Below are 24,547 nucleotides of genomic sequence, written 5' to 3' on the forward strand. Positions count from 1 at the left end.
TCCATCCAAAATATTCTTTAAATACACTTGCGTAATTAGTCGGTTTTTTCTATTTTTAGAAATTGAACCCCGCTTACTATGACAGAGATAGACATCGAAAAAGAAAACAAAGCCATTGCTCAAGAATACAAGGAGTTACTACGAATTAGTTACCAAACACTAACCGATAGCGACAAGAAGTTAATTCGTAAAGCGTTTGATGTAGCCGTTGACGCACACAAAGACCAACGCAGAAAATCGGGTGAAGCCTATATATTTCATCCTATTGCCGTGGCTAAAATTGTAGCTTCAGAAATTGGTCTAGGCGCTACTTCCATTGCTGCAGCTTTATTACACGATGTGGTCGAAGACACCCCCATTACTGTGGAAGATATTGAACGCTTGTTCAATCCGAAAGTGGCGCAAATGGTGGAAGGATTGACTAAAATTTCCTTGGTTCAAAAAGATTTAAACGCTTCCATTCAAGCGGAGAATTTTAGAAAAATGATTTTGACGCTTAACGACGATGTTCGAGTAATTTTAATCAAACTCGCCGATCGTTTGCACAACATGCAAACTATGGAATCCATGCGTGAAGACAAACAAACCAAAATTGCTTCAGAAACCCTATACATTTACGCACCCCTCGCCCATCGTTTGGGTTTATACAATATCAAAACCAAATTAGAAGACTTAGGTTTAAAATACACGGAACCTGCTATTTACAACGATATTTTAGGGAAAATAAAAGAAACTAAAGAAGAACAAGACGCCTATATCAAAGACATCTCAGATGTTTTAAAAAAATCTATGGACGAAGAAGGAGTAGAATATGCCATTAAAGGACGTCCAAAGTCGATTTACTCTATTCGTCGAAAAATGAAGGCACAAGGTGTTAGTTTTGACGAAGTCTACGACAAATTTGCCTTGCGAATTGTCTATAAATCAAATCCACATGACGAGAAATTTTTGGCCTGGAAAATCTATTCTATTGTAACTGATCATTATCGTCCAAGTCCAAGTCGTTTGCGTGATTGGATTTCGTCACCAAAATCAACTGGTTACGAAGCACTACACATTACCGTAATGGGACCAAAAGGTCGTTGGGTGGAGATTCAAGTTCGAAGCGAACGCATGGACGAAATTGCCGAAAAAGGGTATGCTGCGCATTACAAATACAAAAACGGCGCTACCGAAGAAAGCGGATTGGACGTATGGTTGAATTTATTGCGCGAAGCATTGGAAAATGCGGAAACAAATGCAGTTGATTTTGTAGAAGATTTTAAAATGAATTTATATTCGAAAGAAATCTTTGTCTTTACCCCAAAGGGAGATATTAAATCTTTACCCAAAGGTGCTACTTCGCTAGATTTTGCCTTTGGTATTCACTCAGAAATTGGTATTCGCACCAGAGGAACTCGTGTCAACGGAAAATTAGTACCGCTTAATTACGAATTAAAAAGTGGAGATCAAATTGAAGTGATCACTTCACCCAATCAAAAACCAACTACACATTGGCTAGACTATGTAACTACTGCAAGAGCCAAAACAAAAATAAAAAATGTTCTTAATGAAGATACCAAAAAAATTGGTGAAGAAGGTAAAGAGCTACTGACTCGAAAATTAAAACATTTAAAAATTACGCTTAACGAAAAAACGGTTAATGAATTAGTCAACTTTTTCAAACTAAAAACTAGTTTGGATTTATTCTACCGCGTTGGTATTGGCGCTATTGAAAACCAACAATTGAAAGATTACGCTGCGCAAAAAAGCAATACGTTCATTAGTTTTTTCAAGAACAAAATCAAACGTACTGCGACCACACCAGAAGAAGAAATCAACAAGCCAATTGTAAACAGTAATTACGACATGCTGGTGTTTGGAAAAGAACACGACAAATTAGATTACAAATTCTCTCCTTGCTGCAGCCCAATTCCAGGGGATGATGTTTTTGGTTTTGTAACGGTAAACGAAGGAATTAAAATTCACAAAAGCGACTGCCCTAATGCCATTGGTTTACAATCTAACTATGCTTATCGCATAATGACAGCCAAATGGATTGATTCCACCCAAGAAGAATTCAAAGCCATTATCAAAATAACCGGTATGGATTCGTTGGGTTTAACCAATCAGTTGACCAAAGTCATTTCGAATAATATGCATGTCAATATTCAAAGTATTTCCTTGAGTACCGATGCTGGAATTTTTCATGGACAAGTGACTGTTGTGGTACAAAACAATACGATTTTGAAAAAACTAATTGCTAATATTCGAAAAATTGAAGGTATCGAAAAAGTAAGTCGAGTATATTACTCTTAATTGGTTTTCAACAAAAGCTAAACTTATCAACCGAACTTTAGAGATTAAACAAAATAAATTATCTTTGCGCGATATGACACTTATTTCCACAGACAATAACAAAAATCAAGAAATTGTAAAAAACGTTTTTACACTGTATCTTGAAAATAAAGGGCATCGCAAAACTCCAGAGCGTTATGCCATCCTACAGGAAATTTACGAAAGTGAAGAGCATTTTGATATCGAAAACTTATATATCAAAATGAAAAACAAAAACTACCGTGTCAGCAGAGCCACTTTGTACAATACAATCGAATTACTATTGGATTGTGCTTTAGTTCGCAAACATCAGTTTGGACAAAATCAAGCCCATTACGAAAAGTCGTATTTTGACAAACAACACGATCATATTATTATGACAGATACTGGAGAAGTAATTGAATTTTGTGATCCACGAATTCAAACCATCAAAAAAACGATAGAGGAAATTTTTGATATAGAAATTACCAACCATTCGCTGTATCTATACGGAAACAAAAAAAACAACTAATTAGAATTATACAATTCTACAAATACAAACAACACAAATAACACACAGAATGACCATAGATTTACTATTAGGATTACAATGGGGAGATGAAGGAAAAGGAAAAATCGTTGATGTATTAACTTCAAAATACGACATTATTGCTCGTTTTCAAGGAGGACCAAATGCTGGACACACCCTAGAATTTGACGGAATCAAACACGTACTTAGAACGATTCCTTCAGGAATTTTCCACAAAACTGCAGTAAACATCATTGGAAACGGAGTTGTTATTGACCCAGTAGTTTTTCAAAAAGAAATTGAAGGTTTAGAAAAATTCAATATTGACATTAAGAGCAAATTGATTATTTCTAGAAAAGCCCATTTAATCTTACCAACGCACCGTTTGTTAGATGCTGCATCTGAAACAGCCAAAGGAAAAGCTAAAATTGGTTCGACTTTAAAAGGTATTGGACCAACCTATATGGACAAAACCGGTAGAAACGGAATTCGTGTTGGTGATATTGAATTAGCCGATTTTAAAGATCGTTACCGTGCTTTGGCAGACAAACACGAAGAAATGATCAAATTCTACGATGTAGCTATTCAATACAACTTAGCCGAAATGGAAAAAGAATTCTTTGAAGCAATTGAAGAATTGAAAACGCTAGATTTTATAGATAGTGAAGAATACCTTCACCAAGCGCAAAAAGCAGGAAAATCAATCTTATGTGAAGGCGCTCAAGGTTCGTTGTTAGACGTAGACTTTGGAACCTATCCATTTGTAACTTCTTCTAATACTACTGCAGCAGGAGCTTGCACAGGTTTAGGAATTGCACCTAACAAAATCAAAGAGGTTTACGGAATTTTTAAAGCCTATGTTACTCGTGTTGGAAGTGGACCATTTCCAACCGAACTTTTTGACGAAGATGGTGCTACCATGGCTAAGATAGGAAATGAATTTGGTTCTGTAACTGGAAGACAAAGACGTTGTGGATGGTTGGATTTAGTGGCTTTAAAATATGCCATTCAAGTCAACGGAGTTACACAATTAATGATGATGAAAGGCGATGTGCTATCTGGATTCAAAACCTTAAAAGTGTGTACTGAGTACAATTACAAAGGACAAAAAATAAGTCACTTCCCTTACAATATTGAAGAAGAAAATGTAACGCCAATTTATAAAGAATTCAAAGGTTGGGAAGCTGATTTGACCGGTATGACTACCTACGATGAATTACCTAAAGAATTGAAAGAATACATAGAGTTCATCGAAAAAGAAGTGGAAGTTCCAATTAAAATAGTTTCTGTTGGACCAGATAGAAAACAAACGATTTTAAAATAATAATCTTCTAAACGCTCTGAGAAATCAGGGCGTTTTTTTTATCCTAATCGCAAAATTATGCTACATCCAAAAATAACTATCCAAAAAACCGAATTGCTATCTAACAATTGGTACGTTTTAAATAAAGTGACCTTTGATTACAAAATGGAAGACCACGATTCCGAAACTCAAGTTCGCGAAGTTTACGATCGTGGCAATGGCGCTGTGATTTTATTGTACAACCTCACTAAAAAAACGGTGGTTCTAACAAGACAATTTCGTCTCCCAACCTATTTAAACGGCAATACATCAGGAATGGTTATTGAAGCATGCGCTGGTTTATTGGATGCTGAAAATCCCGAAGAATGCATTATTCGCGAAACGGAAGAAGAAACAGGCTACCGACTTTCATCTGTCAAAAAAGTATTCCAATCGTATATGTCGCCTGGATCAGTAACTGAAATATTGCACTTTTTCATTGGTGAATACCAACCAAATATGAAAGTCTCTGATGGTGGCGGACTTGCAGAAGAACACGAAAATATCGAAGTACTCGAATATTCGTTTGACCAAGCCTACCAAATGATTGCTACTGGTGAAATAGTCGATGCAAAAACTATTATGCTATTGCAATACGCAAAAATAAATCTTCCCTTCTAAGATCTCACAGGTATATTTTAGTATTTTTACTTTTCAAATCCATTGACATTGACTTCTAAAAAAGCACCTTCTTCAGCATTACAAGAAAAAGCTGGTATTTCGCAACCCGAAAGTATCAGTAGTCAATCGGTGGAACACATTCAACATTCCCGAAAAATACAACCCTCTGCTGAAGCACTTGTTCAAGGAATTTTGGCTGGAAATATTACCGCTTTAAGTCGTGCAATTACTTTGGTCGAAAGTACCAATCCAATGCATTTGGCCAAAGCCAATACCATCATCAACAGTTGTTTGCCTCATGCTAATCAATCAGTTCGAATAGGAATTACCGGTGTTCCTGGAGTTGGAAAAAGCACCTTTATCGAAGCTTTTGGAAAGCACTTAACTAGTTTAGGAAAAAAAGTAGCCGTTTTGGCAGTGGACCCAAGTAGCACGATTAGTCACGGAAGTATTTTGGGAGACAAAACCCGAATGGAAGAACTGGTTAAAGATCCGAATGCTTTTATTCGTCCTTCAGCCTCTGGAGAAACACTAGGTGGCGTAGCTCGAAAAACTAGAGAAACTATTACACTTTGCGAAGCGGCGGGTTTTGATACCATCATTATTGAAACTGTTGGTGTTGGCCAAAGTGAAACTGCTGTTCATAGTATGGTTGACTTCTTCTTACTTTTGAAAATTGCAGGTGCTGGCGATGAACTGCAAGGGATTAAAAGAGGAATTATGGAAATGGCTGATGCGATTGTAATCAACAAAGCAGATGGAGACAATATCAAAAAGGCCCAATTTGCCAAAGTAGAATTCAACCGAGCTTTGCATTTATTCCCAGCTAAAAAATCAGGATGGATACCAACGACGGCTACTTGTAGCGCATTAACTTCAGAAGGCATTCCTGAAGTTTGGAATACTATTACCGAATTTTTAAAAGTAACACAAACCAATTCTTATTTCTTTGAAAAGCGCAAAGAGCAAAATCAATTTTGGATGTTGGAAACGATCAATGACCAATTAAAATCCAATTTTTTTACAAACCCTGAAATTCATCAACTCCTTGAATCAACAAAAAAAGCGGTGCAAAATGATGAAATTTCACCTTTTGCAGCCGCAACTATTTTGTTAGAAAAATATTTTAAATAAGCTACTCTTCGTATCGACCAATTTCTCGGTCATAAAATTCATTAGCTTCTACAATTAAAGCCTCCATTTCGGCATTCAATTCTGCTTCGTCTAAATCTTCGGCTTCTTCCATAAATTCTACCTCATCATCTTTTAAATTAATAATGAATCGAGGATAATCTAGGTGAATGATAAAAATATCATCTGGAAAATCGGTATTGTCACCTAATAAAAATTTTGGTAATTCCATGGTATGTGTTTAAACGTTAATCAATTATTTGTCTGAAAGAATCACTGGAGCGCTGCCTTTACCGTTCATAAAAATGATTTTAGTATTGGGCGAAGCCGCTAATTCTTTTTGTGCTTTAATTTGTTCGTATTGCAATTGTTTATCAGACAAACCCGTTGAAATAATTCTTTGGTAATCGGCAATACCTTGCGCTTCTACTCTTTTACGCTCAGCTTCTTGCTTTTCTTTTTGCAAAATAAACGTCATTTTTTGCGCATCTTGTTCGGCATTGATCTTACTTTCAATCGTTGTCTTTACCGAAGTAGGCAAATTGATATTGCGAATCAACAATTGTTCTAAAACTAAACCTCTACTTTTAAAATCGGCTTCAATGGTTTTGAAAATACGTTGTTGGAATTCATTTCGTTTGGTCGAATACAAAGCGACTGCATCATAATAAACAGCGTTGTCGCGAATACGAGTTCTAGTTACCGGACGAACAATTTTGTCAGCATAATTCTCTCCAATTTGTTTAAAAATTTTGGGTGCCAATTCAGGCGAAATTCGGTACAAAACTGTCAAATCAATTACCACTTCCAATCCGTCATTCGACAATACTCGAATGGCATCATCTCCTTCTTTATTGCCTTCGTCATGAATGGCTGACATGGTGTAATTTTGAGTTTGTATATCAAAATCGGTAACATCCAACAGCGGATTAATGATATGCAAACCACTTTCTAAAATATCCGGCTCTACATTTCCGTACAAGGATTTTACCCCAACTTTACCAGCATCTATTTGTTTGAACATCGACGAAAAAATTCCCAATGCAATCAATAAAAAGCCTACAATTTTTAAAGAATTTGAAAATTTGGAAAAAGGGTTCGGATTGTTTTTCAAAGAAAAACTCAACAATAATAGGATAACTCCGAAGATAATAAATACAATCATAATACATTTGATTTAGGAAGGTTAGTAATTTTGGGCACTGCAAAAAAAAAATTTAATTTCCGTTTTGGATAACTAAACGTCTTGAGATTCTCGCAAAGCGAATATACAAAAATAAAGCTGCCGCTGACAATCCTGCCAAAAGTCCAATCCAAATTCCAACTGCTTTCAGCTCCGTATATTTTCCTAAGTAAAAAGAAATAGGAAAGCCAATCAACCAATACGCAACAAAAGTAATATACATTGGAATTTTTACGTCCTGCAAGCCCCTTAAGGCACCTAAAACAACCACTTGAATTCCGTCAGACAATTGAAAAACAGCCGCTACCAAAAGTAACTGAGCCGTAATTCCTATAATTTCTTGATTGTCTAACAATTGAGCTGAATCGCTCATATTGAGAAACAAATGCGGTAAATAAGTATGGAAAAGCACGAAAAAGATTCCGAAAATGGTTTCCAAAATAATCGCCAATAAGAAAATCGAACGGGCTACGACAATCATTTCTTTAAAGTCAGCCTTTCCTTTACTGTGACTCACCCGAATCATAGCCGTCACACTCAATCCCATGGCTACCATAAAAGTAGAAGAGGCTAGCGTCAAAGCGATTTGATTGGCTGCCTGACTATTTTTCCCCAAAGAACCCGAAAGCCAAATCGCAGCTGTAAACAAAGTTACTTCAAATAACATTTGCATGGCCGATGGTAAACCCAGATTAATAATTTTTCGCAACATCGATTTCTTAATTTCTCTAAAACTAAAGTTTTTGAAATAGGTACTAAATTTCTTATTATGTTGCAACAATAAATGGAGAAAAACCACCATCATAATACGAGAAATAACCGTTCCTAAAGCGGCGCCTAAAACACCCATCTTTGGAAAAATCCACACTCCATAAATCAAAACGTAATTGAAAAAAATATGCACCACATTGGCCATAAAAATAGCATACATCGAATATTTGGTTTCAGATAAACCATCTGCAAATTGCTTGTAACCTTGGTACATGATCACAGGAATCAATGAAAAAGCTACCCAGTCAATATAAGGCGATGCCATATCGGCCACAATTTTAGGCTGGTGCATCAAGTACATGATTTGCTTCGACAATACCGTGACTATGAATAAAAACACTCCCAAAACCGTACACAACAACAAGCCATGATGAAAAGTAGTTCGGATTTTTTTATCGTCTTTCTCAGCATCTGCCTCAGAGATTAAAGGCGTAATAGCAGTAGAAAAACCAATCCCTAACGACAACGCTATGAAAATAAAACTATTACCTAACGAAACCGCCGCCAATTCAGTAGAACCTAAATTTCCCACCATAAAATTATCTACAACTCCAATTAAAGTATGACCCAACATACCCAAAATAACTGGATAAGCTAGTTTAATATTATAGGCAAATTCTTTAGTGTAAGTAGCTAATTTCAAAATAAATGAAGATATTATAAAGGCGATGCCTTACTGTTATAATTAAGCTAAAGCTGCCACAAACTGAACACGAACACTGCCGTCTTCGTCAATATGGGTCAACTGGATTTTTTGTAAGGTATTGGCCAATTCAGGATTCCAAGGCGCTTTTACTTTGACATAATTTTCGGTAAATCCGTGAATATAACCTTCTTTGTTTTCTGTTTCAAATAAAACTGTTCTTTCGGTACCCAACTGACTTTCGTAAAAAGCGCGACGCTTTTTAACCGATAAGCCTCGGAGCATTTTACTGCGTTTGGCACGCACATTGGCTGGAACAACGCCTTCCATTTCCGCTGCTTCAGTATTGTCTCGTTCTGAATAGGTGAATACGTGCAAATAGGAAATATCCATTTCGTTCAAGAAATGATAGGTTTCTAAGAAATGCTCCTCAGTTTCACCAGGAAAACCAACAATAACATCCACCCCAATACAAGCATGTGGCATCACTTCTTTAATTTGGTTGACTCTATCTGTATACACTTCACGCAAATAACGACGTTTCATCAACTTCAAAATCGCATTACTGCCGGATTGCAAGGGAATATGAAAATGTGGCACAAAAGTTTGGCTTTTGGACACAAAATCAATGGTTTCATTTTTAAGCAAATTCGGTTCAATAGACGAAATACGCAATCGTTCAATGCCTTCCACTTGATCCAAAGCTTGCACCAAATCCAAAAAAGTGTGTTCGTGTTTTTTATTCCCAAATTCGCCTTTGCCATAATCGCCAATATTCACACCAGTCAACACAATTTCTTTAATGTTTTGAGCCGAAATTTCTTTGGCATTTTCCAAGACATTTTCCAAGGCATCACTGCGGGAAATCCCTCTTGCCAATGGAATCGTACAATAGGTACATTTGTAATCACAACCGTCTTGAACCTTTAAAAAAGCACGAGTTCGGTCGCCTATAGAATAACTGCCTACATAAAAATCGGCTTCGGCAATTTCGCAAGAATGCACTTCACCAAAATCATTTTTAGACAAATCGTTGACATAATCAGCTAATTTGAATTTCTCTGTCGCACCCAAAACCAAATCCACTCCATCTACACTCGCTAATTCTTCTGGTTTCAACTGCGCATAGCAACCCACCGCAGCCACAAAAGCCTTGTCATTCAACTTCATTGCTTTTCGTACCACTTGTTTGAACTGCTTGTCGGCATTCTCCGTCACAGAACAGGTATTGATTACATACATATCTGCCACTTCTTCAAAATCCACACGATCAAAACCTTCGTCTTGTAAATTACGTGCAATAGTCGAAGTTTCCGAAAAGTTCAGTTTGCAACCTAGCGTATAAAAAGCTACTTTTTTTCTTTCTGACATTCTTTTGATTTTTTTGGGCGAAACCCCAGGCAGATTATTTTGTTGAAAATCGAATCTATCATAGCCTTGGGTCGGGCTATTCGCTGGATCTTTTGTTCCGCTTTCGCTTCACAAAAGGATGCCGCTGCTATCCCTTTCGCGGGACAAAAATACGTACAAAAAACAACATATAAAACAACTGAAGTAGAGAGTCCTATCCAGATTTTTAGTGCTACTTAATTCAGTATAAACCGTCTTACTACCTCAGCTACACCATGGTCGTTATTTGAAGCGACAATCACATCGGCGCGGTCACGCAATTCAGGAGTTACATTATCCACCCAAACGCCCAAACCAGCATATTCTACCATGGTTAAATCATTGCCTGCATTACCCACCGCAATAATTTCTTGTTGGTGAATATTCAATTTATCGGCCAAGAATCGGATACTTGCTGCCTTGTCTATTCCGTTTTGTGCTACTTCCAAAAAGAAAGGTTTGGACATACACACACTCAAATGAGGCATAGCTTCTTTTAAATGGGTTTCCACTTTTTTAAGATATTCAGGATCTTCTAGTAGAATACATTTAATAGCTGAAGATTGGACTTCTGCTTTAAAATCAGCCACCTTATTATGAGCTAAACCGGTAATATTTTTTTCAACATCAATATATTGAGAATCGGTTTCACTTACAATTTGATTATTGACATAAGTGATAATATGCGTTTTGTGCTCCAAACTATAATCGTATAAGGCATGGATTTGTTCTTGCGTTAACGTTTGTTCAAAAATAATTTCATCATTAGATAAATCCGTAATCACGGCTCCGTTATACGAAATCATGTAAGAATCGTCTAATTGCAATTCTTTGGCGTAAGCCGTCATGGCAGGTGTTGGTCGACCCGAAGCCAAAACCACGTATACTCCCAAATCTTTGGCTTTGGCCAACATTACTTTATTCTCTTCAGAAATGGTGTGGTCATCAGTCAACAAGGTGTCGTCCATATCCAAAACCAGCATTTTATATTGCATCTTAACTAAGTTTAAGAATTAAATACTCATTCTGAATTCTTCAATCACCGGATTGGCTTTAGCAAAATCAGTTTCTTGAATAAACAATTCCACCGCTAAATCAGCATTTCCAAAACCGCCCAATCGTGCCGATTGGATATTATCTTTTTTCATTGTAGTCACTCCTGCTTCTTCTAATTTTTCTTGTAAGCCTATCGCTAAGACTTCACTTCCAGAAAACACTTTCATTAATCCCATAATTCTTTTTTCTATTTTTTATTCTTCCTCTTCTTCGCTTTCTTCGTCTTCTTCAAAATCAAATTCAAACGGCTCTAACAACATTTTATCTGCCAAAATAGCTACACGTTCTGTATATTGTTCTGTAAAAATGATGCGTTGGGTTTTGGCTATACTATTCGAAATACGCATGATTTTAGTTTCGTGACGCAATTTCAAAATAGGATCAGCGTCATCCAAGATAAATAGTTTCAAACGGTTGACATTGTAGCCAGCAGTAGAAAACATATCATTCAATTTGTTAGGTGTACCAATCAAAACGTCAATTCCAGTAGAAATATAATTTTTGTCATAATCCGTGTCGCCTTTGTCGTGAACACCATACACTTCTAGCGGATCATATTTACCATATTCTTCAAACAAAGCTTCCATTTCCAACACCTTTGCTTTGTCTTCAACGATAATCAAGGCGCGTGGCGATTCTTCTTGTTTTCCGGCTAGTTGCTGAATCACATTCAACACAATCGTTGTTGTTTTACCACTCCCCTTTGGCGCTACAATCAAACAATCAGCACCACTTTTAATGGTAGAAAAAGTTTCTTGTTGCAATGTATTGGCTTCCGTTAAACCACTTTCGACTAAAGCATTTTGAAGGGCTTCGTTTATTTTTTTTAATTTCATTCTGTTTTTTTAATAAGCCAGTTCACTAGCTTTTTTATTTATTTACTCGCAAATAGTGTTACGTCTTGCTCCGAGATTTCATTTTCTCCCAGAATAATTAAACGTTCAACCACATTACGCAATTCTCTTATATTTCCTGTCCAATCGTATTCTTGCAGCAACTGAATCGCCTTTTTGGAAAAAGACTTCACTGCAGTTCCTTGTTCAGAGGCAATCTTCTCGGCAAAATGAGTAATCAACATGGGAATGTCTTCTCTCCTCTCGTTCAATTCTGGCACTTTGATTAAAATGACAGCCAATCGATGGTACAAATCTTCGCGAAAACGCCCTTCGGCAATCTCTTTTTTCAAATCTTTATTAGTAGCAGCTACCACACGTACATCGACTTTGATATCTTTATCGGCGCCGACACGCGTAATGACATTTTCTTGTAAGGCACGTAGGACTTTGGCTTGAGCCGAAAGACTCATATCGCCAATTTCGTCTAAGAAAATCGTGCCTTTATCTGCTGCTTCAAACTTACCTGCACGGTCTTTCACCGCAGAAGTAAAAGCGCCTTTCACATGACCAAACAATTCACTTTCTATCAATTCGGATGGAATTGCGGCACAATTAACTTCTACTAAAGGGAAATTAGCACGTTCACTTTTCTCATGCAATTGATGGGCTACCAGTTCTTTTCCAGTTCCGTTAGGGCCTGTAATCAAAACACGGGCTTCGGTTGGTGCTACCTTTTCAATCAACAATTTGATATGGTTAACCGCTTCGCTTTCGCCAATTATTTCATAGTTCTTGCTGACTTTTTTCTTCAGAATGGTATTTTCAACTACCAATTGCTTTTTATCCAAAGCATTTCGAACCGTATTCAACAACCGATTCAAATCGGGCGGTTTCGAAATGTAATCAAAAGCACCCAAACGCATCGTATTAATTGCCGTTTCCATATCGCCATGACCTGAAATCATCACCATTGGAATTTCTGGTTTTATTTTTTTGACCGCTTCGAGTAATTCAACACCATCCATTTTTGGCATTTTGATGTCGCATAAAACCAAATCGTAATCGGTATTTTTAATCTTTTCATAGCCCGCAGCACCATCTTCGGCTTCCTCAACAATATAAGATGCATTTTCTTCCGAAAGAATTTTAACTAAAACTCTTCGAATAGCGGCTTCGTCTTCTATGATTAAGATTGTACTCATTTTTGAACAGGTTATATGTTGATTTGGTTATTTGGTTAAACTCTTAAACTTATAACCTTTTAAACTCATACACATTAATACTTCAGCCATCGATACAATTCTTTCCAAGTCGGTTTTTTGCCGTACATCAAAATACCGACACGATAAATTTTAGAAGCAAACCAAACTACTAAAAAGAAAGTGGCAAATAATAGTGTTATTGATAGTGCAATTTGCCACAAAGGTACGCCAAACGGAATACGCATTAACATTACAATAGGCGAAGTGAGTGGTACCATAGAAAAAATAGTAGCGACAGTACCGTGAGGATCATTTACTACGGTAAAAAATCCGATGTAAACTCCTAATACCAGAGGCATAATTATAGGCAATAAGAATTGTTGTGAATCGGTTTCATTATCCACAGCTGCTCCGATTGCTGCATAAAAAGAACTATACAAAAAGTAGCCACCGATAAAATAAATAACAAAGCAACTTAAAATCGCAGCAATAGGCAAATTCAAAATTTCAGCTACATATAGCTGGGCAGTTGTTGCTAACTCATTTTGTGCTGATTGCATCATTTCGGGCGGAATTTGATTGGTAGCGCCAACATTGGCACCCAAAAATACCGATGCCGAAAACAACAAACTCAATCCAATAATAGCCCAAATAAAAAATTGCAGAATTCCTGCTAAAGAAGTGCCTATGATTTTTCCCATCATCAATTGAAATGGCTTTACCGAAGAAATGATAATTTCTATAATTCGGTTGGTTTTTTCTTCAATCACCGAACGCATCACCATATTCCCATAAATAATGATAAACATCATAATCAAATAACCAAAAGCGCCTCCAATAGCAATTTTGATTTCGTTTAAGCCTTTCAAACTTTGTTCTCCAGATGCTTTCTTTAAATTAATTGTCACCTTGGCTTCCGCTTGATGAATTGCTAAAGTATCCAAATGCGCTGCTTCTAAATTGGCCAATGTCATTTTCTTTGCAATAATATCTTGCGTTTTTTCGATAAAAGATATACTAGGACTTTCGTTTGAAATGAATTGAATTTCGTTTTCTAAAGCGTCATTATTTTTTACTTTCGGAATGAACAAAACGCCTTCGTAAGCTTTGTCTTCAACACTTTTTTTGAGTGTTGGCAATTCAATCGACGATACATCTTGATAGTTATATTCTTCAGACGATTTGTTTTGGGCGAGAAATTCATTGACAAATTCACCTGATTCATCGTGAATCGCAATTTGTCGTGTATCCGCTTTCATGGAACTCAAATAACCTACAAACATTGCAATACCTACAAATAGTAACGGACTTAAAAAAGTCATTACAATAAAAGATTTATTGCGCACCTTGGCAATAAATTCTCTTTTAATAATTAATGAAATGATACTCATTTGGCTATTATTTACTGGTTACTGTTTGAATAAAAATATCATTGACACTTGGAATTTTTTCCATGAAATGAGTGACTTGTCCACGTTGTGTTAGCAAATGCAACAACTCATTTGGACTGGCAGTTCCTAGTTGCACTTCTAATTTCAATTCGTTATTCAAAGATTTGAATTGAGCTGGTGTCAAGGTGAATTTTTGAGTAATATCGTACATCAATCCTTCTACATTGTCAGTCAGAATTCCTACTTCAAAACTATTGGTTCGGTATTGTTTTCTCACCTCATCCAATTTACCTTCAATCAACTTATTGGATTGGTGAATCAAAGCGATATCATCGCACAATTCTTCCACACTTTCCATTCTATGTGTCGAAAAAATGATGGTCGATCCTTGTTCTTTCAAGGCTAAAATTTCATCTTTAATAATATTGGCATTCACAGGATCAAAGCCAGAAAATGGTTCATCAAAAATCAACAATTTAGGTTGGTGCAACACACAAACTACAAATTGAATTTTTTGTGCCATTCCTTTAGAAAGCTCTTGTATTTTTTTATTCCACCAACCTTGAATTCCTAGACGGTCAAACCAATAATCGAGTTGTTTTTTGGCTTCGGCCTTGGTTAAGCCTTTCATTTGTGCCAAATACAAACACTGCTCGCCCACTTTCATACTTTTGTATAAACCGCGTTCTTCAGGAAGATAACCGATGTATTGGACGTGTTTGGGTTGTAGTTTTTCGCCATCCAAAATAATTTCACCGCTATCGGGTAAAGTGATTTGGTTAATTATGCGAATCAAGGAGGTTTTTCCTGCTCCATTTGGCCCTAAAAGTCCGTAAATACTACCTTTAGGAACCGATAAAGAAACTTCGTTTAGCGCTACGTAATCACCGTATTGCTTCACTATATTATTAACTTCAAGTAAATTACTCATACTGAATTTGGTTTTTAGTCACTTTAATCTTTGGGTGTGTAAAAGTACAGAATTAGTACCTAATTAGTTGGTTTTGTTACATAAAAAAACCCACCCTTATTTAGAACAAGGATGGGAAAATAATTGTTATTACGTAATTAAAAAACTACGAAAACATATCTTTTACTTTTTCAAAAAAGGACTTGTCTGATTTTTCAGGACTAGGAGCAAAATTATCATCCCCAAGATTACTCTCAAAGAATTGCTTTTGTTCCTTGTTCAAGGTTTTTGGTGTCCAAACATTAACATGTACTAACAAGTCTCCGTTACCGTATCCATTCAAACTTGGAATTCCTTTTCCTTTCAAACGAAGAATTTTACCGGATTGAATGCCTTCTTCTAGTTTGATTCTTACTTTTCCGTTAACTGCTTCAATATCTTTAGAGACACCTAAAACCGCTTCCGAGAAACTGATGTATAAATCATAATGCAAATTCTCTCCTTCGCGTTTCAAGAATTCGTGTTCAATTTCTTCAATGGCAACAATCAAATCACCTGGAACACTGTTTCCTGGTGCATCATTACCTTTATTAGAAACTTTCAATTGCATGCCGTCAACAACTCCAGCAGGAATTTTAATCGCTACTGTTTCGTCTTCTTGGATCATCCCTTGCGAATCTGCATCAGCAGGTTTTTTATCTAATAACTGACCTGTTCCTCCACAAGTTGGACAAGTCGAGGCGGATTGCATTCTTCCCAAAATAGTATTGGTCACGCGCATTACTTGACCTTGACCATTACAGGTTGAACAAGTTTTGTATGATACTCCTTGAGCTTGAACTTTACGTTTTACTTTGACTTTTTTCTCTACGCCATTGGCAATTTCTTCCAAAGTCAATTTGACCTTAATTCGCAAATTGCTTCCTTTAGTACGACGAGGTCCACTACTTCTTCCGCCACCAAATCCGCCGCCGAAACCACCTCCAAAAATGTCTCCAAACTGACTAAAAATATCATCCATATTCATGCCGCCATGACCTCCACCAAAACCACCTGCACCATCAAAAGCTTGATGTCCGTACTGATCGTATTTAGCTTTTTTCTGAGGATCACTCAACACTTCATAGGCTTCAGCAGCTAATTTGAAGTTTTCCTCTGCTTCTTTGTCCCCTGGATTTTTGTCAGGATGGTATTTTATTGCCGATTTTCTATAGGCTTTCTTAATCTCTGCAGCATCTGCCCCTTTTGAAATACCTAATATTTCGTAAAAATCTTTTTTCATAATTCCAATTATTCCAAATTATACGATTTGGTTTAGTTACCAATAACCACTTTTGGGAAACGGATTATTTTATCTCCTAATTTGTAGCCTTTCTCAAGAACGTCTACAATTTTTCCTTTCATTTTGTCAGATGGCGCAGGAATTTGTGTGATTGCTTCAGCAAAATCAGCATCAAATGCATCACCCGCTTTTACTTCAACTTCCTCTAAACCTTTTGCAACCAAAGTTGATTTTAATTTTTCATGAATTAGCTCTACTCCTTTTACCAAAGATTCATCGCCTGATTTACTGATTTCTACCAAAGCTCTGTCAAAATCGTCCAAAACTGGAAGCATGGCTAACAAGACTTCTTGGTTTGCCGTTTTGAAAAGTTCAATACGTTCTTTAGAAGTTCTTCTTTTGTAATTCTCAAATTCAGCAAATAATCGCAAAAATTTATCTTTTTCTGCTGCCAAATCTAAGGCTAATTGTTCTTCAACAGGTAATTCTTCGACACTCGCTTGCTCCTCATTTGCCTGAGTTTCCACTGGCGTTCCTTCTAATTCCTGATCGATTGCTGCTTTTTCAGTAGTCATTGTACTTGTATTTTTAAAAATATTTTTAAACTTCATTTTTTATTTCTCTTTGAATTGCAAAAGTACTGCCAAATCTTTAATAATGTCAAATTGTCACTCCGAAGGCAGTCATCTGTTGAAAAATCGCCTTTAAAATAGACTTTTGGACAGTGTAAAATTTAATAAAATTTTAAGACAATTTTGGTTTGGATTGGAGTAAGTTTGTATCCGAATCAATTCAAGAATTTGGATTGAATTCCTAAATTGAAATTAAGGTTGGTTTCTAATAATTATTAATTCAGTAGTACCTAATAGCAGAAAAAGCTTCGTTTTCATCAAACGAAGCTTTTTTTATGCTAATACTTTTTTTAACTCATCTAAACTTAGAGACTTTTGTTCTCCGGTGGATAGATTTTTCAAAGTGTATGAATTGGAATTCATCTCTTGGTCACCCGCCATTACCGCAAAAGGAATATTCCGTTTATCTGCATGTTGAAATTGTTTAGCCAACTTGGCATTATCTGGATACAATTCTACTTTTATTCCAGATTGACGCAATTCTTTGATGGCTTTCATCGCATAAAAAGCTTCGTTTTCACCATAATTGATAAATAACGCTTGAGAGTTTGCAGTTACAGCATTGGGGAACAATCCTAATTCTTCTACAACCAAATAGATTCGATCTAAACCAAAAGAAATTCCTACACCACTCATGTTTTTAAGTCCAAAAATACCTGTCAAATCATCATAACGACCACCGCCGCCAATCGATCCCATAGCCACTCCAGCAGGTGCTGACACCTCAAAAATAGCTCCGGTATAATAATTTAAACCTCTAGCAAGAGTAACATCTAAATCTAAAATAGCAGTTGTCAAACCGAGCGCTGTTACTTTATCACAAATAAAACGCAACTCTTCTACTCCTTTCATCCCTTCAACAGAATCAGCTAATAAGCCGGACAGTTGGTTGATTTTCTCCGAAAAAGTACCTGTAAAGATAAACAAGGGTTGCACCTTTGCAATCGCGGTTTCTGAAATTCCTTTCTCTATCATTTCTTTCTTTACGCCGTCTTCACCAATTTTATCCAATTTATCCAAAGCCACTGTAAAATCGATTAATTTGTCTGAAGCACCTATGACTTCTGCTATGCCAGAAAGAATTTTTCTATTGTTTATTTTAATGGTTACACCATTTAATCCTATAGCCGTAAAAACACCATCATACAACTGAACCAGTTCCACTTCTTGCCATAAAGAGGTCGAACCTACCACATCGGCATCACATTGAAAAAATTCTCTAAAACGTCCTTTTTGTGGGCGATCAGCTCTCCAAACAGGTTGAATTTGATACCGTTTAAAAGGGAATTCTATTTCGTTTTGATGTTGGACTACGTAACGAGCAAATGGCACAGTCAAATCATAACGCAAGGCTTTTTCTGAAATACTTGCTGTCAATTTCGTACTGTCTTTGGCTTCTAAATGAGTGGCATTGGCTTTTGCCAAATAATCCCCTGAATTCAAAATTTTGAAAATCAAACGATCACCTTCTTCACCGTATTTTCCCATTAAGGTTTCTGAATTTTCAAAAGAAGGAGTTTCAATCGGTTGAAAACCAAATTTCTCAAAATTACTTTTGATCACTTGGATGATATACTGACGCTTTGCCACCTCGGCAGGTGAAAAATCACGGGTTCCTTTTGGAATACTTGGTTTTGATGCCATTATTTATGTACGATTTACGATATAGGTTGTACGATGTACTTTTATACTTTGAATTTCTGGATGCAAAATGCAATGCAAATATCTTATTTTTAAAATAAATAACCGCTCTTCTGAAGCAAACTTGTAACAAAAATTGTATTTTCGTGACAAATTGCTACTATGCTAAATTTATTCAAAGAAAACGTTAAGATTGCAATTGGTTCGGTTCGAACTCAATTGTTACGCACTATATTAACTGTGTTGATTATTGCTATTGGAATTACCGCTTTGGTAGGAATCCTTACTGTTGTAGCCGCTTTAGAGAATACTATTTCAGCTGACTTTGCTTCGATGGGCGCCAATACCTTCAACATCAATCAATACGAAAATACCACTCGAAATAGAGGAAACGATGAACGTGAAGTAATCAATCCAATTATTTCCTACCCAGAAGCAGTAGCATTTCAAAACAAATTTAAATACCCATTCACAGAAACATCGCTATCATTTACCGCTACTTCCAAAGCGGAAGTAAAATTTGGCGCAATTGAAACAGATCCTGAAATTTCAGTAGTAGGTGTAGATGAAAACTTTATTCCAAACTCAGGTTTAGAAACCAGTTTAGGACGCAATTTCAATGGGTTTGATATTGACAATAACACCTATATGTGTGTGGTAGGATCTGATTTTGAAAAAGGCTTACTCAAAGATGTGAATCCAATTAATAAAATCATTTCTATTCGTGGTGCCAAATTTAAAGTTATTGGTGTATTAAAAGAGAAAGGTTCTACTTTTGGTAACAGCCAAGATTTACGTGTATTAATTCCGATTCAAGTAGCTCGTTCATTATTTACAGCTCCTAGCATTAACTATAGTTTGAGTATAATGGTAAGTAAAAAAGAACTTCTTGACCAAGCCATAGACAATGCCACCAGCACCATGCGTCGAGTTCGAAAATTAAGTCCTGTGAAAGACAATAATTTTGGTGTAGTTCGTTCTGACGATTTAATTAATCGAATTCTTGGAATCACTAAATACCTAGGACTAGCATCGTGGTTAATTGGAGTAATAACCGTTTTAGGATCGTCAATCGCTTTGATGAATATTATGATTGTTTCGGTAACCGAACGAACTCGAGAAATTGGAGTTCGAAAAGCATTAGGAGCAAAAAAATCGACTATTGCTTTTCAGTTTTTTATCGAAACCTTATTGATCGGTCAATTAGGCGGATTGGTCGGAATTATATTTGGAATTCTAATTGGTTTCGGAATTGCAACTGCTATGGATTTTGCCTTTGTGATTCCTTGGGGAGCAATTATGGCAGCGTTTATTACCAGTTTTATTGTAGCGATTGTATCCGGATTGTATCCAGCCATTAAAGCGGCGGTCTTGGATCCAATTGAGGCTTTGCGTTACGAATAAGGTCATTTACGATCTTGAATATACGATATTTCGTAAATCGCAATTATTCTTAAATCGTACATTGAATCATTCTATCATTGCCGTAAATATCTTGTCGTAGCTCATAATTTTTGAAACCCATTTCTTGAAGCAAATTCAAGGTTTCTTGACCCAAATATTGGTTAATTTCAAAATACAATTGACCTTTTAATTTTAGATTTTTCTGGGCCAATTGGGCAATTTTTCTATAAAAAATAAGAGCATCATTATCCTCCACAAAAAGCGCTAAATGCGGTTCGTTGTCCAATACATTATTCTTGATTTCATGTTTTTCAAGCTCTCGCACATAGGGCGGATTAGAGACAATTATATCGAATTCTTGAGCCAAGTCCTCGGTTTCCAAAATACTTTGGTGAATAAATGATAGTTGCACTTGATTCTTTTCAGCATTTTTTTTGGCTGTTGTCAAGGCTTGTTCAGAAACATCTAAAGCAAACACTTGAGCATTCGGAAGATTTTTTGCCAATGCTATCGCAATACAGCCACTTCCTGTTCCAATATCAAGAATTTTGAACTTTGACTGTACTTTTGAACTTTGAATTATCCAATCTACCAATTCTTCGGTTTCAGGCCTCGGAATCAAAACAGCTGAATTAACTTCAAACTCTAATCCGTAAAAATTAGTGACTCCTAGAATATATTGAATAGGAATTTCCTTTTTAAGTTGATCCAAAATAAAACTCCAAATTTTCAATTCTGATTCAGAAAAATCCAAATCAGGTTGCAAAGCCAAATCAACTCTCTTTAGCTGATGTTTCGCTTCTAGTGTGAGATAGAAAAAACTTTCAGCTTCTCCAACATCATATAGTGGAGTTAGTTCTTGAATAAAATAGTCTCGGTAGTGTTTTATAGTCATGCTATTCGTTTTACAAATCTTGCAACATCCAAACGGGACAACTGGTATGTCCTGTGCAACCCATTGGGGCATCTAAATAGTCAAAACCAGATTTTTTATATAGTTTTTGCGCTGCATGCATGAACGGCATGGTCTCCAAATAACATTTTTCAAAACCAAACTCCCTAGCAGATTGCAAACAAATTGCCATCATTTCGCTTCCGATTCCTTTGCCACGCGTTTCAGGTAAGAAGTACATTTTTTGCAATTCACAAATACTTGGCGATTCATTTTCCAAAGGAGCTATTCCAGCAGCCCCCTTAATCTTCCCTTCCTGTTCAACTACAAAATAAACCGATCTTGGTTTATTGTACTCCTCGTACATCAAATCCAAATAAGGATCTTCATAAGCAGTACCCACTTTTGGAATATTCAATTCGTCAAAAACCGCGCGTATTAACTGAGCTACTGCCGCATTGTCTTTTTTTTCAATTTTCCTGATATGCCAATTATTCATTTGTGAAAAAACTAAGTTGAATCGCAAAAGTAACTATTGTTTATTAGAATTTTCGAAACTTATCCCATAAATCGGAAAGCTAAAAAGTAGTACTTTTGTCAAATGGACAATCACGAACAGTATATTGCTCGATGTATCGAACTCGCCAAAAATGGTTTTGGTACTACCTATCCTAATCCAATGGTGGGAAGTGTGATTGTATATAATGGGGAAATTATTGGCGAAGGCTGGCACCAAAAAGCGGGCGAACCTCATGCCGAAGTTAATGCCATTCATTCTGTAAAAAATCCTTCTTTATTAGACAAGGCTACTATATATGTAAGTTTAGAACCATGTAGTCATTTTGGAAAAACACCTCCCTGTTGCGATTTAATTATCAAAAATAAAATCCCGAATGTCGTTATTGGAACGGTTGATTCCAATATTAAAGTAGCAGGAAATGGCATTAAACGTTTGCATGAGGCTGGTATCAATGTTGTTGTGGGCGTTTTAGAAAAAGAATGTTATGAACTTAACCGACGCTTTTTTACGTTTCACGAAAAGAAAAGACCTTATATTATTTTAAAGTGGGCACAAACCCAAGATAGTTTTATTGCACCTACAGAAAAAGAGGAACTGAAACCCGTATGGATTACTAATTTACAATCGAGACAATTAGTACACAAATGGCGTACCGAGGAGCAAGCAATTTTGGTGGGTACACAAACCGTTATAGATGACAACCCCCAATTAAATGCTCGAGACTGGGAAGGCAACAATCCTATCAGAATTGTAATCGATCAACGCAATCGCATTCCCAAAACAGCTCATATATGGGATAATAAAATCAAAACTATTGTGTTTTCAAATGAGAATTCGATACCATCTTCAGCAAATACAATTGTTGAAGTGATTGATTTTCAACAAAATATAGCACCACAAATTGTTGAAAAATTATACCAACACCAAATTCAATCGGTTATCATTGAAGGTGGCGCTCAAACACTGCAAACTTTTATTGATGCTACTCTTTGGGATGAAGCACGCATATTTATTGGAAATTCTACCTTTGGAACCGGTAAAAAAGCGCCCGTTTTGAATACTTCTTTGTCAACAAAAGAAAGAATAGGAACCGATGAATTACTAATAATTAGAAATTATGATTGATACTATTATTTTTGATTTTGGAGATATATTCATCAATTTGGACAAACAAGCCACTATTGAAGGTTTGGAACGTTTGGGATTATCTTCTTGGAACGAAGATTTGGACCGATTGAATATCTCATTTGAAAAAGGACAAATTTCAAGAGATGCTTTTTTGTTAGGCATCCAAAAACAAATTCCAAATGCCACAATTGATGAAATTTTGATGGCTTGGAATGCTGTACTATTGGATTTTCCTCTGTATCGTTTGGAATTTTTACAATTACTTTCTAAAAAATTTCGACTCTTTTTATTGAGTAATACGGACGCTATTCATATTGACCATTTTGAGCAAAGAGAAGGCGCATCGTTTTACGGTGACTTTTACCAATGTTTTGAAAAGGTCTATTTTTCGTATGAAATGGGCATGAGAAAACCCGATGCTGAAATCTACACTACTCTTATCAACCGTCACGAATTATCACCGAAACGTACTTTATTTGTTGATGATAAAAAAGACAATACTGATGCTGCCAAAGCTTTAGGCTTACACGTATGGAATCTTCAGGTAGGAAAAGAAGATGTCATTACGCTTTTCGACAAAAAAATAATTTAGAATAAAATTCCCTTTTGGAAATCAAAGATACCTATACTACCATTGCAAAAGCGACTGATGAAATACTTTTCAAAGAAAAAAGCAGCAAATTCTATGGCTATGCCTTTCCTATTGAATCAGAAGAAGAAGTAAAACCGATCATTGAGCAATTACGAAAACAGCATCCACATGCAGTACACTATTGTTATGCCTACCAAATTGGGACAGAAAAAATAAGCTATAGAGCCAATGACGATGGTGAACCAAACAATTCAGCAGGGGCTCCTATTTACGGACAAATTCAATCGTTTGGATTGACCAATGTCATTTTGGTGGTGGTACGAATTTTTGGCGGAATCAAATTAGGCGTAAGCGGACTAATTACAGCTTACAAAACCGCAGCTCAATTAGTTTTAGAAGAAGCTGAAATCATTGAAAAAACAATCGACACTCCTTTTTTGATTTCATTTGATTATAAAAACATGAACAAAGTAATGCGGGTGATCAAAGAAAAGAAACTAGACATAGTAACTCAAACCATGGAATTAGACGAAAATTCTGGAATTGCAATGGGCAAAATCGAGATCAAAACCCGAAAAAAAAATGCCGAATTCATATTCGACATTTTTGATAATTTATTTGAAATTGAAATAAAACGCTTATAAATAAGCAATAAATAATCTATTTATTCCATATCTTTTAGAAGATCCAAAATATAATCTGGAGGGGCTATTGGGCGACCCGTTTTTAGCGACACAAAAACCAATATAAATTCGGCAGTTGTTAATAACTCATTCAATTCATTAAAAATCTTACAATCAAATTCTATCTTGACAGAAGATTGACTTTTGAAAGCTGTGTGAACCGTTAGCAACTCATCGTATCGTGCTGATTTTTTATAATTAATATTCATAGAAACAATGGGAAGCGCAATTCCTTCTTCTTCCATTTTTTTATACGAAACCCCCTTATTTCTAAGCCATTCCACTCGACCCATTTCAAAATAAGGAATGTAATTTCCATGATAAACTACCCCCATTTGGTCTGTTTCAGAGTAGCGAACACGAACTTGAATTTGATGATCTTTCATTATTTATTATTTAATTTTTATTCATTCTAAAAAGCCACATACAACAATATTTTTACAAAAAATATAATGAATAATTTTTTTTAAAAGA

At 36.0% G+C, this 24,547-nt stretch carries 25 protein-coding genes; 9 read left to right on the forward strand and 16 right to left on the reverse strand.

The window, feature by feature from the left end:
* The first annotated feature begins 78 nt into the window (after window positions 1-78).
* The 5 genes from LPC21_RS10155 (at window position 79) to meaB (ending at window position 5,921) form a co-directional block, all read left to right on the forward strand.
* Complete coding sequence (locus LPC21_RS10155; protein WP_229317161.1) at window positions 79-2,298, forward strand: RelA/SpoT family protein; 2,220 nt, start codon at window positions 79-81, stop codon at window positions 2,296-2,298.
* Between the two features lie 73 nt (window positions 2,299-2,371).
* A complete protein-coding gene (locus LPC21_RS10160; protein ID WP_229317165.1) occupies window positions 2,372-2,827 on the forward strand; it encodes a Fur family transcriptional regulator in 456 nt (151 codons plus the stop codon).
* A gap of 49 nt (window positions 2,828-2,876) precedes the next feature.
* On the forward strand, window positions 2,877-4,148 hold the full coding sequence (locus LPC21_RS10165; RefSeq protein WP_229317166.1) for an adenylosuccinate synthase: 1,272 nt from the start codon (window positions 2,877-2,879) through the stop codon (window positions 4,146-4,148).
* Window positions 4,149-4,205: 57 nt separating this feature from the next.
* Entirely contained in the window at window positions 4,206-4,787 is a 582-nt protein-coding gene (nudK, locus tag LPC21_RS10170) for a GDP-mannose pyrophosphatase NudK (protein ID WP_229317167.1), read from the forward strand.
* A 48-nt stretch (window positions 4,788-4,835) separates the two neighbouring features.
* On the forward strand, window positions 4,836-5,921 hold the full coding sequence (gene meaB / locus LPC21_RS10175) for a methylmalonyl Co-A mutase-associated GTPase MeaB (protein ID WP_229317169.1): 1,086 nt from the start codon (window positions 4,836-4,838) through the stop codon (window positions 5,919-5,921).
* Window position 5,922: 1 nt separating this feature from the next.
* Here the strand turns inward: meaB and LPC21_RS10180 are convergent, their stop codons facing one another.
* The 13 genes from LPC21_RS10180 to hisS all read right to left on the reverse strand — a co-directional run bounded on the left by LPC21_RS10180 (window position 5,923) and on the right by hisS (window position 18,857).
* Window positions 5,923-6,150: a hypothetical protein gene (locus LPC21_RS10180; protein ID WP_229317172.1), complete on the reverse strand. Its 228-nt coding sequence runs from the start codon at window positions 6,148-6,150 to the stop codon at window positions 5,923-5,925.
* A 24-nt stretch (window positions 6,151-6,174) separates the two neighbouring features.
* A complete protein-coding gene (locus LPC21_RS10185) occupies window positions 6,175-7,083 on the reverse strand; it encodes a prohibitin family protein (RefSeq protein ID WP_229317174.1) in 909 nt (302 codons plus the stop codon).
* A gap of 52 nt (window positions 7,084-7,135) precedes the next feature.
* A complete protein-coding gene (locus tag LPC21_RS10190; RefSeq protein ID WP_229317176.1) occupies window positions 7,136-8,515 on the reverse strand; it encodes an MATE family efflux transporter in 1,380 nt (459 codons plus the stop codon).
* A 42-nt stretch (window positions 8,516-8,557) separates the two neighbouring features.
* Complete coding sequence (gene mtaB, locus LPC21_RS10195; protein ID WP_229317177.1) at window positions 8,558-9,886, reverse strand: tRNA (N(6)-L-threonylcarbamoyladenosine(37)-C(2))-methylthiotransferase MtaB; 1,329 nt, start codon at window positions 9,884-9,886, stop codon at window positions 8,558-8,560.
* 215 nt (window positions 9,887-10,101) lie between these two features.
* Window positions 10,102-10,899, reverse strand: a complete 798-nt coding sequence (locus tag LPC21_RS10200; RefSeq protein ID WP_229317179.1) for a Cof-type HAD-IIB family hydrolase — start codon at window positions 10,897-10,899, stop codon at window positions 10,102-10,104.
* 18 nt (window positions 10,900-10,917) lie between these two features.
* Complete coding sequence (locus tag LPC21_RS10205) at window positions 10,918-11,136, reverse strand: putative signal transducing protein (RefSeq protein ID WP_229317181.1); 219 nt, start codon at window positions 11,134-11,136, stop codon at window positions 10,918-10,920.
* Between the two features lie 18 nt (window positions 11,137-11,154).
* Complete coding sequence (locus LPC21_RS10210; protein ID WP_229317183.1) at window positions 11,155-11,796, reverse strand: DEAD/DEAH box helicase; 642 nt, start codon at window positions 11,794-11,796, stop codon at window positions 11,155-11,157.
* Window positions 11,797-11,834: 38 nt separating this feature from the next.
* Window positions 11,835-12,998, reverse strand: a complete 1,164-nt coding sequence (locus tag LPC21_RS10215; RefSeq protein WP_229317188.1) for a sigma-54-dependent transcriptional regulator — start codon at window positions 12,996-12,998, stop codon at window positions 11,835-11,837.
* 74 nt (window positions 12,999-13,072) lie between these two features.
* Complete coding sequence (locus LPC21_RS10220; protein WP_229317190.1) at window positions 13,073-14,389, reverse strand: ABC transporter permease; 1,317 nt, start codon at window positions 14,387-14,389, stop codon at window positions 13,073-13,075.
* Window positions 14,390-14,396: 7 nt separating this feature from the next.
* The gene (locus LPC21_RS10225; RefSeq protein WP_229317194.1) at window positions 14,397-15,320 is read right to left on the reverse strand and encodes an ABC transporter ATP-binding protein; all 924 of its coding nucleotides are present in this window, start codon (window positions 15,318-15,320) and stop codon (window positions 14,397-14,399) included.
* Window positions 15,321-15,465: 145 nt separating this feature from the next.
* Window positions 15,466-16,581, reverse strand: a complete 1,116-nt coding sequence (gene dnaJ / locus LPC21_RS10230; protein WP_269807772.1) for a molecular chaperone DnaJ — start codon at window positions 16,579-16,581, stop codon at window positions 15,466-15,468.
* Between the two features lie 32 nt (window positions 16,582-16,613).
* Window positions 16,614-17,192, reverse strand: coding sequence for a nucleotide exchange factor GrpE (locus LPC21_RS10235; RefSeq protein WP_229317195.1), 579 nt, complete (start codon window positions 17,190-17,192; stop codon window positions 16,614-16,616).
* A 294-nt stretch (window positions 17,193-17,486) separates the two neighbouring features.
* The gene (hisS, locus tag LPC21_RS10240; RefSeq protein ID WP_229317196.1) at window positions 17,487-18,857 is read right to left on the reverse strand and encodes a histidine--tRNA ligase; all 1,371 of its coding nucleotides are present in this window, start codon (window positions 18,855-18,857) and stop codon (window positions 17,487-17,489) included.
* A gap of 159 nt (window positions 18,858-19,016) precedes the next feature.
* Here hisS and LPC21_RS10245 point away from each other — a divergent pair, with 159 nt between their 5' ends.
* Entirely contained in the window at window positions 19,017-20,258 is a 1,242-nt protein-coding gene (locus LPC21_RS10245; protein ID WP_229317198.1) for an ABC transporter permease, read from the forward strand.
* Between the two features lie 49 nt (window positions 20,259-20,307).
* Here LPC21_RS10245 and prmC read toward each other — a convergent pair whose 3' ends face one another.
* Window positions 20,308-21,153, reverse strand: coding sequence for a peptide chain release factor N(5)-glutamine methyltransferase (gene prmC / locus LPC21_RS10250; protein WP_229317200.1), 846 nt, complete (start codon window positions 21,151-21,153; stop codon window positions 20,308-20,310).
* 10 nt (window positions 21,154-21,163) lie between these two features.
* Window positions 21,164-21,649: a GNAT family N-acetyltransferase gene (locus LPC21_RS10255; protein WP_229317202.1), complete on the reverse strand. Its 486-nt coding sequence runs from the start codon at window positions 21,647-21,649 to the stop codon at window positions 21,164-21,166.
* 102 nt (window positions 21,650-21,751) lie between these two features.
* Here LPC21_RS10255 and ribD point away from each other — a divergent pair, with 102 nt between their 5' ends.
* Genes ribD through LPC21_RS10270 form a run of 3 tightly spaced genes read left to right on the forward strand, consistent with a single transcriptional unit; the run spans window position 21,752 to window position 24,034 of the window.
* Entirely contained in the window at window positions 21,752-22,795 is a 1,044-nt protein-coding gene (gene ribD / locus LPC21_RS10260; RefSeq protein ID WP_229317203.1) for a bifunctional diaminohydroxyphosphoribosylaminopyrimidine deaminase/5-amino-6-(5-phosphoribosylamino)uracil reductase RibD, read from the forward strand.
* Complete coding sequence (locus LPC21_RS10265; protein ID WP_229317204.1) at window positions 22,788-23,390, forward strand: HAD family hydrolase; 603 nt, start codon at window positions 22,788-22,790, stop codon at window positions 23,388-23,390. Before ribD ends, LPC21_RS10265 begins: the two co-directional genes overlap by 8 nt.
* A gap of 14 nt (window positions 23,391-23,404) precedes the next feature.
* Window positions 23,405-24,034 (forward strand): IMPACT family protein, encoded by a 630-nt coding sequence (locus LPC21_RS10270; protein ID WP_229317205.1) that lies wholly within the window; start codon window positions 23,405-23,407, stop codon window positions 24,032-24,034.
* Between the two features lie 20 nt (window positions 24,035-24,054).
* Here LPC21_RS10270 and LPC21_RS10275 read toward each other — a convergent pair whose 3' ends face one another.
* Window positions 24,055-24,459 carry an acyl-CoA thioesterase gene (locus LPC21_RS10275; RefSeq protein ID WP_229317206.1) on the reverse strand — a complete coding sequence of 135 codons (405 nt, stop codon included), beginning with the start codon at window positions 24,457-24,459 and terminating at the stop codon, window positions 24,055-24,057.
* Window positions 24,460-24,547: the final 88 nt, after the last annotated feature.

This window comes from Flavobacterium ammoniigenes (assembly GCF_020886055.1).
In the GTDB taxonomy this organism is placed as follows: Bacteria; Bacteroidota; Bacteroidia; order Flavobacteriales; family Flavobacteriaceae; genus Flavobacterium; species Flavobacterium ammoniigenes.

Excerpts from the sequence above, each read along its gene's own strand:
- LPC21_RS10155 (WP_229317161.1), top strand. The coding sequence starts at position 79 with ATGACAGAGATAGACATCGAAAAAGAAAACAAAGCCATTGCTCAAGAA.
- LPC21_RS10160 (WP_229317165.1), top strand. The coding sequence starts at position 2,372 with ATGACACTTATTTCCACAGACAATAACAAAAATCAAGAAATTGTAAAA.
- LPC21_RS10165 (WP_229317166.1), top strand. The coding sequence starts at position 2,877 with ATGACCATAGATTTACTATTAGGATTACAATGGGGAGATGAAGGAAAA.
- nudK (WP_229317167.1), top strand. The coding sequence starts at position 4,206 with ATGCTACATCCAAAAATAACTATCCAAAAAACCGAATTGCTATCTAAC.
- LPC21_RS10180 (WP_229317172.1), bottom strand. The coding sequence starts at position 6,150 with ATGGAATTACCAAAATTTTTATTAGGTGACAATACCGATTTTCCAGAT.
- LPC21_RS10185 (WP_229317174.1), bottom strand. The coding sequence starts at position 7,083 with ATGATTGTATTTATTATCTTCGGAGTTATCCTATTATTGTTGAGTTTT.
- mtaB (WP_229317177.1), bottom strand. The coding sequence starts at position 9,886 with ATGTCAGAAAGAAAAAAAGTAGCTTTTTATACGCTAGGTTGCAAACTG.
- LPC21_RS10200 (WP_229317179.1), bottom strand. The coding sequence starts at position 10,899 with ATGCAATATAAAATGCTGGTTTTGGATATGGACGACACCTTGTTGACT.
- LPC21_RS10205 (WP_229317181.1), bottom strand. The coding sequence starts at position 11,136 with ATGGGATTAATGAAAGTGTTTTCTGGAAGTGAAGTCTTAGCGATAGGC.
- LPC21_RS10210 (WP_229317183.1), bottom strand. The coding sequence starts at position 11,796 with ATGAAATTAAAAAAAATAAACGAAGCCCTTCAAAATGCTTTAGTCGAA.
- LPC21_RS10215 (WP_229317188.1), bottom strand. The coding sequence starts at position 12,998 with ATGAGTACAATCTTAATCATAGAAGACGAAGCCGCTATTCGAAGAGTT.
- LPC21_RS10220 (WP_229317190.1), bottom strand. The coding sequence starts at position 14,389 with ATGAGTATCATTTCATTAATTATTAAAAGAGAATTTATTGCCAAGGTG.
- LPC21_RS10225 (WP_229317194.1), bottom strand. The coding sequence starts at position 15,320 with ATGAGTAATTTACTTGAAGTTAATAATATAGTGAAGCAATACGGTGAT.
- dnaJ (WP_269807772.1), bottom strand. The coding sequence starts at position 16,581 with ATGAAAAAAGATTTTTACGAAATATTAGGTATTTCAAAAGGGGCAGAT.
- LPC21_RS10235 (WP_229317195.1), bottom strand. The coding sequence starts at position 17,192 with ATGAAGTTTAAAAATATTTTTAAAAATACAAGTACAATGACTACTGAA.
- hisS (WP_229317196.1), bottom strand. The coding sequence starts at position 18,857 with ATGGCATCAAAACCAAGTATTCCAAAAGGAACCCGTGATTTTTCACCT.
- LPC21_RS10245 (WP_229317198.1), top strand. The coding sequence starts at position 19,017 with ATGCTAAATTTATTCAAAGAAAACGTTAAGATTGCAATTGGTTCGGTT.
- prmC (WP_229317200.1), bottom strand. The coding sequence starts at position 21,153 with ATGACTATAAAACACTACCGAGACTATTTTATTCAAGAACTAACTCCA.
- LPC21_RS10255 (WP_229317202.1), bottom strand. The coding sequence starts at position 21,649 with ATGAATAATTGGCATATCAGGAAAATTGAAAAAAAAGACAATGCGGCA.
- ribD (WP_229317203.1), top strand. The coding sequence starts at position 21,752 with ATGGACAATCACGAACAGTATATTGCTCGATGTATCGAACTCGCCAAA.
- LPC21_RS10265 (WP_229317204.1), top strand. The coding sequence starts at position 22,788 with ATGATTGATACTATTATTTTTGATTTTGGAGATATATTCATCAATTTG.
- LPC21_RS10275 (WP_229317206.1), bottom strand. The coding sequence starts at position 24,459 with ATGAAAGATCATCAAATTCAAGTTCGTGTTCGCTACTCTGAAACAGAC.